This is a genomic window from Novacetimonas maltaceti (genome assembly GCF_002906255.1).
GTDB classification, from domain to species: domain Bacteria; phylum Pseudomonadota; class Alphaproteobacteria; order Acetobacterales; family Acetobacteraceae; genus Novacetimonas; species Novacetimonas maltaceti.
Genome location: NZ_POTC01000056.1, coordinates 1 through 16952, shown reverse-complemented (window position 1 = coordinate 16952; position 16952 = coordinate 1). Strand labels below are relative to the sequence as shown.

At 61.2% G+C, this 16952-nt stretch carries 12 protein-coding genes and 1 pseudogene; 4 read left to right on the top strand and 9 right to left on the bottom strand.

Features of this window, described 5'->3' with window-relative positions; translation table 11 throughout:
• From KMAL_RS14065 to KMAL_RS14025, 9 genes and pseudogenes are all read right to left on the bottom strand, one after another.
• Positions 1 to 415 (bottom strand): annotated as a pseudogene (locus tag KMAL_RS14065) (IS21 family transposase); the annotation flags it as partial.
• A 195-nt stretch (positions 416 to 610) separates the two neighbouring features.
• Entirely contained in the window at positions 611 to 1747 is a 1137-nt protein-coding gene (locus KMAL_RS14060; RefSeq protein ID WP_110096239.1) for an ABC transporter ATP-binding protein, read from the bottom strand.
• A 51-nt stretch (positions 1748 to 1798) separates the two neighbouring features.
• Complete coding sequence (locus tag KMAL_RS14055; protein WP_110096238.1) at positions 1799 to 3025, bottom strand: ROK family transcriptional regulator; 1227 nt, start codon at positions 3023 to 3025, stop codon at positions 1799 to 1801.
• Positions 3022 to 3849 carry a carbohydrate ABC transporter permease gene (locus KMAL_RS14050; RefSeq protein WP_110096242.1) on the bottom strand — a complete coding sequence of 276 codons (828 nt, stop codon included), beginning with the start codon at positions 3847 to 3849 and terminating at the stop codon, positions 3022 to 3024. Before KMAL_RS14050 ends, KMAL_RS14055 begins: the two co-directional genes overlap by 4 nt.
• A complete protein-coding gene (locus KMAL_RS14045) occupies positions 3846 to 4769 on the bottom strand; it encodes a carbohydrate ABC transporter permease (RefSeq protein ID WP_239020156.1) in 924 nt (307 codons plus the stop codon). Before KMAL_RS14045 ends, KMAL_RS14050 begins: the two co-directional genes overlap by 4 nt.
• Before the next feature lie 2 nt (positions 4770 to 4771).
• Positions 4772 to 5701, bottom strand: coding sequence for an ROK family protein (locus KMAL_RS14040; protein ID WP_110096237.1), 930 nt, complete (start codon positions 5699 to 5701; stop codon positions 4772 to 4774).
• On the bottom strand, positions 5698 to 6570 hold the full coding sequence (locus KMAL_RS14035; protein WP_110096236.1) for a sugar phosphate isomerase/epimerase family protein: 873 nt from the start codon (positions 6568 to 6570) through the stop codon (positions 5698 to 5700). The genes KMAL_RS14040 and KMAL_RS14035 overlap by 4 nt, the downstream gene beginning before the upstream one ends.
• On the bottom strand, positions 6567 to 7865 hold the full coding sequence (locus tag KMAL_RS14030) for an extracellular solute-binding protein (protein WP_110096235.1): 1299 nt from the start codon (positions 7863 to 7865) through the stop codon (positions 6567 to 6569). Before KMAL_RS14030 ends, KMAL_RS14035 begins: the two co-directional genes overlap by 4 nt.
• Entirely contained in the window at positions 7862 to 9004 is a 1143-nt protein-coding gene (locus KMAL_RS14025; protein WP_239020155.1) for a glycoside hydrolase family 76 protein, read from the bottom strand. Before KMAL_RS14025 ends, KMAL_RS14030 begins: the two co-directional genes overlap by 4 nt.
• A gap of 645 nt (positions 9005 to 9649) precedes the next feature.
• Between KMAL_RS14025 and KMAL_RS14020 the strand changes: the two genes are divergently transcribed.
• The 4 genes from KMAL_RS14020 to KMAL_RS14005 form a co-directional block, all read left to right on the top strand.
• Positions 9650 to 10753, top strand: coding sequence for a Gfo/Idh/MocA family protein (locus KMAL_RS14020; protein ID WP_110096233.1), 1104 nt, complete (start codon positions 9650 to 9652; stop codon positions 10751 to 10753).
• A 153-nt stretch (positions 10754 to 10906) separates the two neighbouring features.
• Positions 10907 to 13777, top strand: coding sequence for a TonB-dependent receptor (locus tag KMAL_RS14015; protein ID WP_167400094.1), 2871 nt, complete (start codon positions 10907 to 10909; stop codon positions 13775 to 13777).
• A gap of 726 nt (positions 13778 to 14503) precedes the next feature.
• Positions 14504 to 16078, top strand: a complete 1575-nt coding sequence (locus tag KMAL_RS14010; protein ID WP_110096240.1) for a carbohydrate porin — start codon at positions 14504 to 14506, stop codon at positions 16076 to 16078.
• Between the two features lie 234 nt (positions 16079 to 16312).
• The coding region (locus KMAL_RS14005; protein WP_146044227.1) for an MFS transporter at positions 16313 to 16952 on the top strand (640 nt) is incomplete at its 3' end.

Here is a 16952-nt window from a genome sequence, read left to right as displayed (position 1 = left end):
CCTCACCCCAGTCGAACTGGAAGGCTTCCCCGGGCTGGAAGCTCAGGGGCACGAAAACACCCCGACCCGTTGTCTGGCGTGCCTGGTGCTGTTCGTGTTTCCACTGCCGGATGAAAGCGGCCACCCGTCCGTAGGATCCATCATAACCCAGTGCCACAAGGTCTTCATGCAGTCGTCGCGCCGTGCGCCGGTTCTTGCGGGGGCGGGCGGCTTCCAGGACCAGCCATCCCCTCAGCCTGTCAGCAAACGGGTCCAGTCGGCCGGGACGTTCGGGGACCTGGAACCGCGGTTCAATACTCTGTGCCCGGAGATATTTCCGGATCGTATTGCGTGACAGTCCCGTCCGGCGTTCGATCTCGCGGATCGGAAGATGATCCCGGCAGTGCCACCGACGGATCACACTCAGAAGCTCCATGTCAATCACTCCTCAAACCCCCAGCAGATGCTGCCGGGGAGTGTGAAGGCATGGATCAAATCTCGATGAAAATTTCCGCCCTACCCGGGTCAGTTCTCAGTGAAAATCAACATCGCGGTTGTTCCGCTCAGCAGGAAGGCACGTCGGTGAAGTGGCTGCATGGTCGTTCCCGGCCGGATATGAAAAAACAGTCCTTTACGCAGGCAGGCCCGCCCCCTGTGGGATCGGGGGCATGCGCGGCATGGCGATGCCCTGGGGGTCAAAGACCTGGCAGTGCCGTGCGGGCAGGAAAAATGTGACGGGCGCGCCACGGACCAGCGCCCGGCCATCATCGGTCTGGATGATGAGGTCGTGGCCTGTACCGAGGCGTACATGGACATGGCTCAGCGCGCCGAGATGCTCGACCAGCAGGATATGGCCCTGCTGCGTATTGTCGTGTGCCGCGCCACTGTCCGCGGGGATGATGCGGATATGTTCCGGACGGATCCCCAGTGTCACGTCCGCGCCGGTCAGGCTGTCATCCGCGATGACATGCGCGCGGGCGGCAGTCCCGGCGGGGCAGGACAGATCGACCCCATGCGTACCGGCGCCAAGGAGTTTCGCGGGCAGCAGGTTCATGGGCGGCATGCCGATGAAGCGCGCGACGAACAGGTTGCGTGGGTGATGGTAGAGGTCAAGCGGTGCGCCGACCTGCTCGACCCTGCCCCCGTTCAGGACGACGATCCTGTCGGCCAGCGTCATGGCCTCGACCTGGTCATGGGTGACATAGACTGTCGTTGCCCCCAGGCGCCGGTGCAGCGTCGCAAGTTCCACGCGCATGCGTTCGCGCAATGCCGCGTCAAGGTTGGAGAGCGGTTCGTCAAACAGGAACAGGCGCGGGTTGCGCACGATCGCGCGCCCGATGGCCACGCGCTGGCGCTGCCCGCCCGAAAGCTGCCCCGGCCTGTGCTTCAGGTAGGGGTCAAGCTGGAGCGTCCGCGCCACGGCCTCTATCCTTGCATGGCGCTCTGCCCGGGGCATTTTCGCAAGCTTCAGGGCGAATTCCATGTTCTGGTAGACATTCATGTGCGGATAGAGCGCATAGGACTGGAACACCATCGCCAGCCCCCGCCCGGCCGGCGCGATATCGTTGACGCGCGCGCCATCCATCAGCAGGTCGCCCCCCGTGATGTCCTCCAGTCCCGCGATCATGCGCAGCAATGTCGATTTCCCGCAGCCCGAGGGGCCGACGAATACCGCGAATTCACCATGCCCGATCGTCAGGGATACCCCCTTTATGATGTCTCCCGAACCGTAGGACTTGCGGATGTTCTTGAGTTCGACAGTCGTCATCGGATCGTGTTCCCGGCATGGCAATTAGATGCACCCGTATGGCGTGCGGCGTCAGCGATGGTCGAATGGCCGCTCGTCACTGCCGACCTGGCGGATGTACAGGTGCCGGAAATCGGGCTGCGTGTTGACAAAGACCGGCAGCGCCATGCCCCCGATGACAGGCCCGTCCGCCAGCAGGCTTGCCACCACCAGGCGGGGCAACTGGCGTTCGCGTACGGCGCTGAGCGAAGGCAGCAGGGGATAGGCGCGCTCCACCAGCGCGGACAGCATGGAGGGCGGCAGCACGCCCCCAAGGAAAATCGTCTCCGGGTCGAAGGCGGTTTCCACCACGGCCACGAGGAAGCGCAGCGTGTGGGCCGCCGTTTCCATCCACCGCATCAGGTTGCTGTCACGCTGCATATGCAGCGCACCCAGCACGTCGGGGGTCAGGTCCTCGGTCGGGCGCTGCAGCAGGCGGGCGATGGCGTGCAGCGAAAGCTGGTCGTCAATCACGCCCGCCCCGGCGGTATCGGCGCACGGGGCCGGCAGCGGCAGCAGCCCGAGTTCCCCGGCATTGCCGCGCGCGCCCTTCATGGGCATGCCGTCCACGACGATCCCCGCCCCGGTGCCATACCCGATATAGATCAGCACGGCGTTGCGCGGGGCCGTGCCCGGGTGGGAAAACAGTTCGCCCACGGCGGCGGCGGTTGCGTCATTCTCAAGCAGGACCGGCAGCGCCACGCGCGCCCCAAGCGTCCCCGCCACATCGAAGCCACGCCACAGGTCCCACCCGGGCATCGTCATTTCCGCTTCGTACGTGTCGGCGTTGAGGGTCGGCAGCACGAGGCCGATGCCCCAGATGTCGGCCTTGGGGATGCCACTGGCGGTGATGGTCGTTTCCGCAAGTTCTGCCATGACCGCCGTCGTGTGCACGGGGTCGGTGGTGTCGCCGCTCCATTCCATGCGTTGCGTGACATTGAGCAGCAGGTCACCCAGCGCGATCGAGATGCGCCCCCGGTCCACATGCATCCCCAGCGAATATCCCGCCGCCGGATTGGGGGCGAGGTAGGTCTGGGGCTGGCCACGCTGGCCGACGGATTTCCCGACCTCCTGGATCAGCCCCTGGTTGAGGAGTTCGCGCGTGATGCCGGAAATCGTCTGGGGCTTGAGGCCGATCCGCTCCGCGATGTCCACGCGGCTCAGCGGGCCGGACTGATGGAGCAGTTCGAAAATGAGGCGCCGGTTATAGATGCGCGAATAGGCCTGTCCCGCCCCATCCTGTCCTGCGCTGGTGCTCATTTGACGGCTCCGGCCGTCAGGCCCGCGGCGATGCGGTTCTGGAAGAGCAGCACGAGGAGGATGGGGGGAATGGTGGCAAGGAGGGAAGCGGCCATGATGGTTCCGAAAGGCAGTTCAAAGCGGCTGGGCGCGGAAATCAGCCCGATGCCCACAGGCAGCGTACGGGCGGAATCGCTCAGGGTGAAGGTGCAGGCAAAAAGGAATTCGTTCCAGCAGTTCATGAAAGTCAGAAGTCCCGCGGCAATAAGGCCCGGCCATAGCAGGGGAAGGTGAATGTTGAACAGGCGGCGCGCCAGGCCGCAGCCATCCAGCCGGGCCGCGTCGTCAAGGTCGCGCGGAAGGTCACGGAAAAAACCGGACAGCAGCCAGATGGTGAAAGGTAGCGCGAAGAAGAGGTCCGCGAAAACCAGGCTGCCCAGCCTGTCATACAGCCCCAGCGCGCGGATGACCTCGAACAGTCCCGAAAGGATGGCGATCTGCGGCAGCATGGAACAGCCCAGCAGGATGCCCATCACCACGCGCCGCCCGCGGAATTCCATCCGCCCCAGCGCATAGGCCGCCGGTATGGCCAGCAGCAGGGAAATCCCCGCGACCATCGCGGCGCACAGGGCCGAATTGGCGGTCTCCCGCCACACGGACGGTTCAGAGAGCAGGGCACGGTAATTGCTGGCATCCGGCAGGGCGAAGGGCACGGCCGAAAACAGCGCCGGGCCATGCCGGAACGAGGTGAGCAGCGCCCAGTACAGCGGGAACAGCGCCTGTGCCACCATGGCGGTGGCCGCGCATCCCCGCGCGATGCGAAAGGGGCGCCGTGCGGGCGTCATGCGCCGCCCCTTTGCAATGGCGCGCGCAGGCATGCCCACAGCAGGCCGACCGTCAGGCCGATGATGCCAAGCGTCGCCAGCGCGGCGGCGGCGGCATAGCACGGGGCGCCGAACTGCACGATCTGGGCCTGCACGAAAACCGACAGGCTCATCCCCGCCATGTCGTTGCCGTAAAGGACATTGGCAAGGTCGAACATGCGCAGCGCGTCAAGGAGGCGGAACAGCGCCGCAATCGCGATGACGGGCCGCAGCAGCGGCAGCGTGATGTGGCGCAGGCGCTGCCACGCATCCGCGCCGTCAACCCTTGCTGCCTCCATGACCTCGGGGGGGAGGGACTGCAGCCCGGCCAGGCAGAGCAGCGCCATGAACGGCGTCGCCTGCCACGCATCGATTGCGACCATCACCGCGACCATCCCGCCGGGATATGCCGTCCAGGCGATGCCATGCGTGATGATCCCGCATTGCAGGAGGACGGCATTGACGATCCCGTACTGGTCATTGAGCATCCAGTTCCACAGCCGCGCCGCCACCACGGCGGGGATGGCCCACGGCAGCAGCACGCACGGCAGGAGGATCGCGCGCATGCGCCCGGTGGCATCATGCAGCACAAGGGCGGCCAGCAGTCCCATGGCCGTTTCCACCACGACGGCGGCAATGGCGAAAACCAGTGTCGTGCGCGCCGCCTGCCACCATGCCGCGTCATGCGCCAGCAGCATGAAATTCCCCGCCCCCCATCGCGCGGGCGCCCGGACAAAGCCATGCGGGTCCGTATGGAACGCCAGCCAGACCGTCCGGCCAAGCGGCACGGCGATGATGGCCGCCAGCACCAGCAGCGCGGGCGCAACCAGCAGCCATGGCTGCCAGTTGGCGGGTGGCCATCCTGTCCGGCGCGGCCGGGGGGGAGGCGGGGCCTGCATCATGTTCAGATCGCCGCGCGCGCGGACAGGGCGGCGCCGATGATGCCGGAATGTTCCCCCAGGCCCGCCATGACGATGGGAAGCCCGGCGCATGAATGTTCCCAGATATTGGCGCGGATATGCTCCTCCAGCCTGTGGCGGTAAAGGCCGTCGGAACAGCCCAGCCCCCCGCCAAGCACGATTTTTTCCGGGTCAAGCATGTTGACGCCCTGCGCGATCAGCCGTCCGGCGATGCTGGCGGCGTCCTCGATCACGCCGCGCGCGCGCGCATCCCCCGACGCCGCCAGCGTTTCGAGCGTCTGCACGCCATCGGGCAGCGGCCTGCCGCCACGTTCCGCCCACAGCCGCTCCATCCCCAGGCCGGACGCGAAATCCTCCGGCGTTGCGATGCTCAGCGTCCGCCGGTCCGCCGTGGGAACCGCCAGGGCGGAACTGGCGAAATGGATGGCAAAGCCATGCGCCCCGGTATAGGGACGCCCATTGAGGCACAGCGTGTAGCTGGTGCCCGACCCCAGCGAGAAATAGGCGAAATTGGCACAGTCCTGTCCCGCGCCGAAGCGTGCCTCGGCAAAGGCTGCGGCGCGCACGTCGCTTTCCACACGGCCGGGCAGGCGCGTGCGTTCGGTGAGCGTGGCGACAAGGTCCGGCAGCGGGAAATTCCATGCGCTGCGGACCTGCCCCGATATGTCGACAAGTTCGGGAACCGCGATCCCGACCGCCATCGGGCCGAGCACGTCACCAGCGGTCGTCTCCAGCACGGCGGCGGCAATATCCGCGATATCGGCGACGATGTCGTGTGGCGCCGCCTGCCGCCGTGTCGGGATGCGTGTCAGTGAACGGACATTCCCGCTGGCAAGGTCCACAAGGCCCGCCGCGATTTTCGTCGCCCCGACATCGATGCCGATGATGCTGCGGTGATGGTCCCGGGGCTTCACAGGCCAAGCCGTTTCAGCACATCGCGGTTGTGGCGGGCCACGGGCAGGGGCCTGTCGGGGGGGCAGGGGTACATGTCCTGCTCCACCACGGCGAAACCGTCAAAGCCGCGTTCGCGCAGGAACGAGACGACCTGTGAAAAGTCGATGACGCCACGGTCGAGTTCGCACATCACCCCGTTCTGGAAGACTTCCATGAACGGGGCGTTGTCGGCCATGGCGCGTGCATGGATGTCACCATCCATGTTCTTGAAATGATAGTAGGGGATGCGCGCGGCATGCCGGCGCATGAAGGCCAGCGCATCCGCGCCGGCATAGGCGTGGTGGCCAAAGTCGAAGCACAGGCCGACATATTCTGCGGGCGTGTCCGCAAGGAGGCGCAGGATCTCGCCCTCGGTTTCCACGGCGGTGCCGACATGGGGATGGAACAGCAGGTTCAGCCCGTATTCCTCGCGGATTTCGCGTGCGATGGTGGTGATGACCTGCATCATGTGCCGCCATCCTTCCGGCGTGGCGATGCGGGCCTGCGGTGTGCCGTACGCATCCGAATCATCCATCAGCAGCACCCATGGCGTGCCGATGGCCGCCATCGTCGCACAGACCGGCCGCATGCGTTCACGCAGCGTTTCCAGCGCATCGGGCGCAAGCAGCGGATGCACCAGCGCCGCACCGCACAGGCCCAGCCCGCGTGACGACAGCGCGTCGATCAGGTGTGCGCGCTCCGTCGGCAGATAGCCCCACGGGCCGAGTTCCGTCCACGCGTATCCCGCCGCCGCGACTTCATCAAGATAGCGTTCCCACGGTGTCTGGCGCGGGTCGCTGGCGTACCAGACCCCCCATGCGTCGGGGGCGGTGGCGATCCGGATGGTCATGGCATGTGATCCTGTAGGCTTGGTGAGGGAAGGGAATGGTCGGGACGTGCCCACTGGCCCAGCCGCGAAAGCCCGGCGAGCGTGGTGGACAGCGATTGCAGTGCCGCAGGCGGTGTCATGGTGCCGCGCAGGGCCTGCTGGAAATGGTTGGACGCGATCCATGAGACACGGGGGTAATCGATGCCCGTCGCGGCGATGGGACGCAGGATCGGCGCATCCAGGATGGGACGGATGGTGCGCAGGACCGGGATCGCCCGCACGACGTCGGGATCGTCGAGCAGCGGCGTGCGGGCCGGGATATACGCGCCCGTTATTGCCTGGCGGCGCTCCACCTCCTCGCTGGTCAGGTAGCGGAGCAGGGAAATCGCCTGCGCGCGATGGGTGGAATTGCGTGCGATGCCCAGATAGACGGTGCCGTCTATGCCGGTGGGGGCGTGCGCGCCATCCGCGCGTGGCAGGGCCGCCACGCCCACCCTGCCCGCAAGGGGGCTTTGCGGGTCGTTGAGCAGCGCCCATGCGTAAACCCAGTTGCGCATGAAGACGGCATGCCCGGACTGGAAGGCGCCACGCGCGGCCTCCTCGTCATAGGTCAGGACCCCACGGGGGGAGATCGTGCCGATCCATCCCGCCGCACGGCCCAGCCCCTGCCGCATGGCGGGCGTATCGGCATGGACGCTGCCGTCATCCCGGACCAGTTCCCCATCACCGCCGCCGAACCATTCAAGGGCGTTGCACACAAGGCTTTCACCCGTGCGGCCCTGCCACACATATCCCCACAGCGCCGTGTTCCCGTCGCGTCGCTGCGCCTCCTGGATGGTGGCGGCGGTGTGCTGCAGTTCGTCCCAGCGTGTCGGGACCGCAAGCCCATACTGTTCCAGCAGGTCGCGACGGTAGAACAGCAGCCCGATATCGCGATACCACGCCAGCGCGACGCGCCGGCCCCCCACGGTAAAGGGATGGGGCATCGTCTGCGCGTCGTCCGCGCTGGCGGGGAGTTCCAGCAGCAGGGGGGCCAGTGCGCCGATCCATGTACTGTCAAGGACAAGGATGTCCGCCACCGATGTCCGCGCGGAAAGGAACTGCCGGTACAATGGCAGAACGGCGCCCCAGTCGGATGGCAGGGGGAGGACACGGACCTCCTCGCCGCCATGGCGTGACCAGTCCTCCACCGCATGGTGGCACAGCGCCTGTTCCGTGCCGCTGGAGGAGCAGAAGACGGTCAGGGGCGCGCCATGTGCCGGGCTGCCGAAAAGCAGGACGGCGAGCGGCAGGAGCGCAAGGCGCAGGGACTTCACGGTGCCTGCTCCCGCGTGTGCCCGCCGTCCTGCGCGGTCGCGATGAACAGTGCCGCCGCCGTCAGTTGGGCCTGCGCGCCGGGTTGGAAGGGATGCGCGGTCCATGTGGCGCTGAACCGCGCGGGCGGGTGGCGCGTCGCCCAGACGCGGTCGCTTTCATGCGCCAGCCAGTCCGAAAGCGTGGCGCGTTGCGGCCCGTCGGGCAGGGTTGGCACGAAATGGCCCAGCGCGCGGACGAAAATCCCGCGGAAGATGCGTGCATCCGTGCCCATGGGTTCGCGGGCCTCGTGGACTGTCCCGTGCGGGTCGGTCGCGGCGGCGGTGGCGGCCAGCGCGATCCGGGTTGCCATGTCCGTGGCCCGGGCATCGTGGGTCAGCGCCGCGACGCCCGCCAGCGCATCAAGGATCACGCCCTGGTTGTAGCTGTAGGCCGGGCCGGCATTGTTGGCGCAGTGCGCGTCCAGCCCGTCATTGACGAGGCCGGAGGCATTGACCATGCCGCTGTCACGCAGCCAGGCCCACCCCCTGCGCGCCCAGTCGCGATAGGTGTCTTCGTGTGTCTGCTGGTACAGCCTGACGGCCGTAGCGATGAAAAGCTCGTTCGTGATGGCGTTCTTGTATGTCCGGGCATGGTCCCACCACACGCCCCCGTTGCAGGTCGTGTCCCAGTAACGGCCTGCCACCATGTCAAAGATGCGTCGCGCGTCCGCCATCCGGTCCGAAGCGTGGGCGATCCGCGCCATGTCGAGATCCGCCTGCGCCACCCACAGGTCGTCATCATTGCCATCCAGCCCCTGCCGGTTCGCCAGCGCCCGTGATGCAGCCGTATCGAACCGCGTGTCCCCCGAAAGACGTTCATAGTCGCTCAGCGTGCTGACAATGACGAACCGCTGCCAGGCATGGATGTGGCGCCAGTCGTTGCCGGTTGCGGTTCCATCGGCGGCCGACATCTCCTCCAGCGCCTGTCGTGCGCGCGCCAGTCCCGTATCGGCAGGGGTGGCCTGCGCAAGGGATGGCATCAGGAACGTGGCGGCCAGCATGGCTCCAGCGGCGATGCGCCCGACTGTGCCCCGATGCGCCGTTACGCGGCAGGCGGCGCATGTCCGTGTCGGGGCGGTCGGTGGGGGGGGAGTGACCATCACGTATCCTTTTGATCCCGTGCCAATTTAATACCCGAAATTGAATAAATCAGACAAGGCCATTTTGCATCCCTGTCTTTTCTGTGGGGAAAAGTATTCGTGTGCCCTTCGCAGGAACAGGTGCCGGGTTTTTCGGGTTCACAAATCCGTTTGCGAGGGAAGGAATGGGAGAATCCGTCTATCCTTATGGCGCCAGAGGGCGAGTCGCAGCGCACTGCGGGTACTTAAGTACATGGATATAAATTATATTGGGTCCGGGCCGGGATAAATGATGGGGCAGGAGACCATTTCCTGTCGTGCCAATGTGCCCGCATGGGGGAAGGGAAGGTCATGTTCCGGCATGCTCCGGGTGGTTGGGCATTGGTCTGCCCTGTTGGGTGTCGATGGGGGGAATGTAATCCTCTCCCACGGCATCCGTAAAATGAACATTTTTAGAAAGTTATGGGAAATATTGCCGTTTTCATGACAGTGTTCCCACGAGGCCTGCCGGTGCGCGGGCATTTTCGCCGGTGCGTCTTTCCGGTCACGCTCGGGGAATGTCGGTGCGACCGTCATCATAGTTTCATTAAACTTCCGTTGCTAAATGGTGACGCCGTGGAGTAAATCAATTCGAAGAAATTAAGTAGCCACGAAGAGGCGCGTATCATGAAAAAACGGCTTTCTGTAGGACTGCTTGGCGCGGGTGAAGTCGCGCAACTCATTCATCTTCCCATCCTTCACCAGCTGGCAGATCGTTTTGACGTCGTTTCGTTATATGATCCGTCACCTTCCGTGGTCCGTGCGGTTGCGGCGCACTGGTCGATTCCGCAGGCGCATACCTCGCTGGAGGCCTTCCTTGCCGATTCGACCCTTGATGCGGTCATGATCCTCAGCCCCGACCAGTACCATGAGGAACACGCCCGCGCGGCGTTCGCGGCAGGACTGCATGTCTTCCTTGAAAAACCGGCCTGCCTGACGGATGTGCAGTTCGCGCGCCTGCAAAAGGATTTCGAGGCCACGGACCGGACCGGCATGGTTGGCTATATGCGCTGCTATGCCCCGGCCTTCCGGAAGGCGAAGGGACTGCTTGCACGGTTTGGCAACATCCGTCACGTGCGGGTGCGTGACGTCATCTGTGAAGGGCCGTGGTTCTTTGCTTCATGGGCACGTGTCGAGGTGCCCCAGGCGGATATTCCCCCCGGACTGCTGTCATCGGGGCGGCAGGCGCGCCATGACGCCATCGTGTCGGTCTGTGGCGCGGATGCGCCCGCGTCCTTGCTGCGGGGCTATGAGGTCCTGACCGGCCTGGGTATCCATGCATTTTCCGCGATGCGCGTCCTGCTGGGGCGGCCGCATCGGGTCGTTGCGGCGCATATCGGCGCGTCGGGCACCGAAATCAACATCTGGTTTGATTACGGCACCTTCATCGCATCGTATGAATGCCTGATCGATGATGTCGCGCGTTTCGATTCCGGAATCGAAATAATCGGTGATACGCAGCGCATGGACGTGCGTTACGACACGCCTTACATCCGTAACCTTCCCGGTCGTGTGATATTTCAGGAAACCGTTGGTACTGAAAACATGAATACGGAATTCGGGCCCTATTACCAGGACCCGTTCCAGGCGGAACTGATCGCCTTTTACGAGGCCATCGTGAACGGCACGCCCCTTGCCGACGAATTTTCAAATGCTGCCCACGACCTTGCCCTGTGTCGCGAGATCGTGGCCGCAGCCCGAATGAATCTGCCGCTTCCACCAGGGCGGTGACCATCCACTGAACGGCCGTGCGCGCCTCCTGCCTTGGAAAGGCAGGGGCCCGCACGTCAATGCGGAGAAAATCCCGTGTTAAATCCAAATAGTCGGCCTGCGTCATGGAAAGCTTTCAGTTGCCTGTTTCCCGTTGTCATGGTCGGTGTCCAGTTGGGACAGAGCGCCCATGCGCAGGACACGGCTGACAGGAAAAACCTGAACCGCCAATCGGGCAGCAGGCCGCCGGCATCGTCTGCCGCCACATCAACCGGAAAACCGCAGGTGGATGGCAATGTCAGGCCAAGACAGGAGAATCCTCAGTCACAAATTGAGAAAATTCATGTGACTGCGAAAAAAACATCCGAAACACAGCAGCTTAACGCAAAAAATGATGTTTCAATTGCGGATGCAAAATTTATAGAAAGTCATCCCGACAATAATATTGCAGAAACACTGGCGCGTTTGCCCGGTGTCAATGTGCTGTCTACCACCATTGGTGGAAGTATTGGCGGTTCTTCCGCAATGATTGACAATGCTTCCCGCGGGGAAGGACAATTCCTGTCCGTACGCGGGATCGGGCCTGATTATACGCAAAGCCTGATTGATGGCGTGAATGTTGCCAATGCAAAGCCCGCAAGTCGGCAACTCCAGTTATCCCTTATGCCCCCTCTGGGATTTTCGGAGGCGGTCGTTAATAAAACCGGCCAGGCCTCCGACAGTGCAGAATGGGTATCCGGTTTTGTGGATTTCCATACCGTCAATGCTTTCGACGTGGGGCATGATATTATTTCCCTGAAAACACGCGGTGAATTCATAGGGAAGGGATATCAATACGGGACGCAGCGTATACCGTTCAACGGAGGGGGAACCGTACAGGGAGAGTATAGCCACGTATTTGGTAATAATCGCCAGTTCGGAATACATGCGGTTGGATATTATCAGTCACGCAGTTTCACAAGCCTGACAAGTAATGAAAATGAGGGGAACTGGGACGTCATAAATTCGCTGACCGGTTCGGATCATACGCCAAATCCGAATATACCTATTACCAAAAATCTTACGCCGGCGCAGATCAATCCGCAGCTATCTTATGGTAATTCCCAGCGCTATGGCGGCAATCTTGCATTCGACTGGCATGGGGAGAATGCGACCATTTTTTTCCGTGGTAGCTATGCCTCCTCGGATACAACGCAGACCACCATCCAGCGCGGTTTCCAGTCCACCAATCAAAACTGGCTTCTGCAGCCCAATGGTACCTATAATGTGCAGGAGGTTGGTGTAGTCGGGTCATATTATCTGGATACAAATCCCGAAATCCAGACGTTGGGTATATTACAGACAGGCTTTACCCTTGATCATGACTGGCTGCATTCGAAAACGACGGCATTCGGAAGCCTTGCTTCAGATGACGAAGATTCGGTCAATCTGGCATATAAAAATTTCAATCTTGATCCGTCTGGTAATACCATGACGTTATCCCCTGTCTATACAGGCAGTCCGGGCACTCCGACACTGGCGTTAAGTTCATCCCAGTTAGCGGAATTCAACAATTTATCCGGGTATATACCCCAGACAAATGCCAATTGGGGATTTGGCGGCACTGAAGAGACCAAGTATAAAAACAACCAATCTGTTTGGGGGCTGAAGCAGGATTTTTCTGCTGATACACATCTGTCGTTTCTGAAAAAAATCCTTTTTGGTGCAAAATATTATAATACCTACAGGACGGCGACAAACAGGGACTATACCTATGATAATTCAGATGGGTACCTGCCGGGGTTGGCGTCTTCCCTGTCTGACAGTAATTTTATAAATGGCTCCACGAGCATTGGGAATTATCTTACGCCACTTATGAATGCCGGGGCGCTTCGGGATTATCTGCATTCTGTGCCGTTATCATATGCGTCCGCCTCTTATGGCGGGAACTGGACAGGTTCGGCAGTACAGACAGCATATAACGAAAATGCAAATACGCAGATGTCAACAGAAAGCGTGACAGCTGCCTATATAGCATTGCCCTTTGAATTCAACCGGATCCAGATCACGCCTGGTTTCAGATATGAACACGCTGATATCCGGAATACATTCTGGGATGCTTCCTATGATGATTCCGGGAATGTTTCGGGTGGACATTTTGCAAAGAACAGAACGACCTATAACGAATTCCTTCCAAGCCTGTTCATAGCCTATCGGCCGACGGCCTTTTCCGTCTATCGCGCCTCGTTTGATACGTCATATGTCATGCCGAATACCTTTCTGTTGGGAGGAAGCAGGACATCAACATATGATGGAAACGGGGTTTATACGATCCAGGAGGGAAACCCGAACCTGAAGCCGGTTCTGTCGAGAAATTTTGATCTGTCCGGACAATGGATGAGTCGGGATGGGTCGAGTTTTGCAATGGGCGGATTTTATAAACTTCTTTCCAACTATCTCTTTGACGCAGGGAATTCCACAAGAACAGATGGGACACATTATGTGAGTTCTGCTGCCACGACCAATGTATCCCCCCAGGAAATACTCGAAACGCCACGAAATGGGGGATCGGCATTCGTATATGGTCTGGAAATGTCCGGGATCAAGAACATGTCGTTTCTGCCGGGTTTTTGGAAACACCTGTTTGTATCAGGAAATGTTACCCTGCAGCGTTCCCATGCAAACCTGAAAATCGCAGGGATCCCTGATGGGACGCCGATTCAGTATGCGCCAAACTGGATGTATAATCTTTCAATAGGTTATCAGTCGCCAAGGCTGAATACCAATCTGTCATTCCGTCGTTCCGGGGCATTTCTGGAGACTTATTATACATACAGCAATTCAAACGGTAAGACGTTCAACATATCCTGGTGGGATCAGCCGATCCAACGACTGGATTATTCGATCAACTATAAACTGACCAAACGTATTTCCTTGGGATTTTCTGCGCAGAATCTTCTTGGTGATGTGAACTACTATGCAACGCGCGGAAAGAATTCTGAGAAAATCCCCCAGATTGTCTGGACGGGCCGGAGTTATTTTCTGAATATGGGAATAGATTTTTAATGGAATTTTGTAAATTCCCCATGATGACTGAATAGTCGAATAAACATGTCCTTTGGCGCAACTGGAGATCGTCAGCCGCGGGGGCCTGCTCGGCCGGACCCCCTGTAGTTCACAGTGGTATGAGACGCGACAGGTGATGTGGAACATGGATTTCTGCCCCATTCACATGTTGTCCGTCTTCCCTCCCCGGCGATATATGCAGGTTATCACGTCCATAGTATCATGCTTTTGGCTGTTACATCGACGGGGCAGGATTATACATAGTCCTGCCCCGTCTGATGATCCGATGCTTTCCCGGTCGTGCAATCGAAAAGCCGGTATTGTCGATCCATCGCGGATTATCATTGGTGAAGAACGGGGTGATGTGCCTGCTGCTGTAACGAAAGGCTATGACACGCCCCCACTCCTGCTCCTGACGCATATCACCGGGCGTGATGCCTGTTTCCCACGCATACGCTGTTGTGAAAAAACAGGGTGTTGAAAAGGGCGGCCATATTTCATACGGTAGGCCAATGGAGACATAATAATAAAAAGAAAACGTCAAAAATGAAATTTATATCATAACCTGTCGTTGGTTCCGTTCCTTGTTGGAAAGGATGTGACAACTGCCGCGCGGGCCGTCCGGTCGGTCCGTGTGGCCGGATCTCCCCGGTCTGTCCGGGGGTAAGATGCCCCGATTCCCGTGATGGGTGGGGTTCCTTGTGTTGCGTGCGAATCACCATGCATATGTTGCGTGCTTACTTCCGTGGAAACGGGTGGCGGGACTCCTGCCTGTGGATGGTGGCGGTGATGCTGGCCTGCTGCGGCGTGAGCAGCGTCAGTCGCGCGGCGGAGGCGGTGCGTGGGACCGTCGCTCCTGCCGCCATGCCTGCCTCCGTGACGGCGCCCGGCGCTGTTGACGTGGCAACGCCCGCCCCTGCTCCCGCCGCGCCCGTCAGGAAGGCCAAGCGCCCCATTGCGGAGGAGCGGCTGGAGGCGCTGTTTGACACCGAAAGCATTTCGGCGCTGCTCAGCCATAATGATGATGCCCTGCGCAAAAGCGACCTGAGCGCGGGCTATTTCGTTGCGGAACAGTCCTTTGGCAACCTTGTCCCGCAGATACGCCCGTGGCGGGAATGGCTGGGCAATCACGGCTTCACGTTCGAGTTGACCTACAAGGGCGAGAGCATGGCCAATGTGGGCGGTGGCCTGTCGAAGGGCATCGACTATGTGCATGACCTGCGTGTCAGCATGCTGTTCGACCTTGGCAAGCTTGTGGGACTGGACGGCTGGTTCCTGCATGGCATCGTCATGAACCGCGAAGGGCGGCAGGTGGGGTGGGACCATGTGGGCGAACGCAATGTCCTGCTGACGGAGGTCTGGAGCATCCACGGGCCGGCGGCGGCGCGGCTTGCGGACCTGTATGTGGAAAAGTCGTTCCTGCATCACCGCATCAACATCAATGTCGGCCGCATCGCGCTGACGCATACCTATGGCACGTCGGTGCTGCTGTGCACCTTCATGATGCAGTGTTCCGCGCCGATGGCCATCCGCGAACCGCCGGGATGGAGCGTCTATCCCAAGACATCATGGGGTGGGACCGTGCGTTTCCGTCCCACGCGCGACCTGACGCTGCGGACCGGGATCTACAAGATCGGGCCGAAGGCGCAGGACAATACCGGCTGGGCCTGGGGGAGCGAGGCCACCACCGGTATCCAGACCCCGGTCGAACTGACGTGGGAGCCGTTCTTTGGTGCGCGCAACCTGCCCGGCCATTACAAATTCGGCTTTGGCCATGACACGTCGCCCTATCCCGACCTGATCGGGACGATCCCTGCGGCCTATCAGGCGTATATTCACGCGCACAAGGAAAAGCCGCGCGACACGTTCTATATCGAGGCGGACCAGATGGTGTACCGCAAGCATGGCGAACACCAGATGGCCGGTGGCTACCTTCTGGCGGGATATATCCACAATACGCCCAGCATCTCGACCTTTTCGGACGAGTTCTATTTCGGCGCCTCCCTGCTGGGGCTGATCCCGCACCGGCCCTATGACCGTTTCGGCGTGATGTATTCCTATTACCAGATGAGCTCGCGCCTGACCTATGGCCAGAGCCTGCGGCAGGCGGCAGGCATGTCGATGGGGGCGTATGTCAACGGGCCGCAGACCCATTCCGCCGTGCTGGAGGCGTATTACGGCATTCCCGTCACCCCCGGCCTGGTGGTGACGCCGGAGTTCGAATACATGATGCGCCCCGGCGAGACCTCCGTCATTCCCAATGCCATGCTGGTTGGTCTGAAGGTCATCGCCAATCTCTAGGACCGTTTGAAAGTTTTTGGTGAAGCTTTTTCCAAAAAGCTTCGAAAGACATCGCATTTCTGAAAAAAGGCGACCCGGAAACCTTCATCTTTTTATCCTGCCACCCGTGTCACGCAATCGTTCAGGCAGTCGCCCCTTCGTGAAGGTGGCAGCGCATGGCCGCACCGGGCGGGGCATGTCACAGTCATGGCCAAGTAAAGACGGATGGTACTGGGTATGAACAATAACAACAACATGAACGACCCGGCCACGACGGCGCAGGCGCGCGATGGGTGTGATGACATTGCCACGGCCCGTCATGTGGTCGCCGCCTCCCTGCTGGCATGGATGCTTGATGCGTGTGATTTCTTCATTGTCCTGTTCACGCTTGACGATGTTGCGCGCAGTTTTCACGTCTCGCTGGAGGCCGTGCTGCTCGCGCCCACGCTGACGTTGCTGACACGCCCCATCGGGGCGTTCGTGTGCGGGCGCGCGGCGGACCGGTACGGGCGCAAGCCTGTGATGATCACCACGATCATGGTCTACTCCCTGATCGAGGTGCTGTCGGCCTTTGCCCCCACGCTTGCGACCTTCCTGTGCCTGCGGGCACTTTTCGGCATCGCGTTGGGCGGGGAATGGGGGGTTGGCACCTCGCTCATCATGGAAAGCGTCCCGGCATCGTGGCGGGGTATGGCGTCGGGCATCCTGCAGGCCGGGTATCCGGCGGGATACCTGCTGGCGTCGCTGGCGTTCCTCCTGCTGCCGGTCATGGGATGGCGCGGGCTGTTCGTTCTGGGGGGCAGTGCGCTGTTTTCCGCGCTGTATATCTGGCTCCGCGTGCCTGAAAGCCCGCAATGGCTGGCGCACCAGCGCGCGGGCGGGGCGGGGGCAGCGC

Bases quoted from the DNA above. Each gene is read 5' to 3' on its own strand.
- KMAL_RS14020 (WP_110096233.1), top strand. From the start codon at position 9,650: ATGAAAAAACGGCTTTCTGTAGGACTGCTTGGCGCGGGTGAAGTCGCG.
- KMAL_RS14025 (WP_239020155.1), bottom strand. From the start codon at position 9,004: ATGGTCACTCCCCCCCCACCGACCGCCCCGACACGGACATGCGCCGCC.
- KMAL_RS14050 (WP_110096242.1), bottom strand. From the start codon at position 3,849: ATGACGCCCGCACGGCGCCCCTTTCGCATCGCGCGGGGATGCGCGGCC.
- KMAL_RS14060 (WP_110096239.1), bottom strand. From the start codon at position 1,747: ATGACGACTGTCGAACTCAAGAACATCCGCAAGTCCTACGGTTCGGGA.
- KMAL_RS14010 (WP_110096240.1), top strand. From the start codon at position 14,504: ATGTTGCGTGCTTACTTCCGTGGAAACGGGTGGCGGGACTCCTGCCTG.
- KMAL_RS14055 (WP_110096238.1), bottom strand. From the start codon at position 3,025: ATGAGCACCAGCGCAGGACAGGATGGGGCGGGACAGGCCTATTCGCGC.
- KMAL_RS14035 (WP_110096236.1), bottom strand. From the start codon at position 6,570: ATGACCATCCGGATCGCCACCGCCCCCGACGCATGGGGGGTCTGGTAC.
- KMAL_RS14045 (WP_239020156.1), bottom strand. From the start codon at position 4,769: ATGATGCAGGCCCCGCCTCCCCCCCGGCCGCGCCGGACAGGATGGCCA.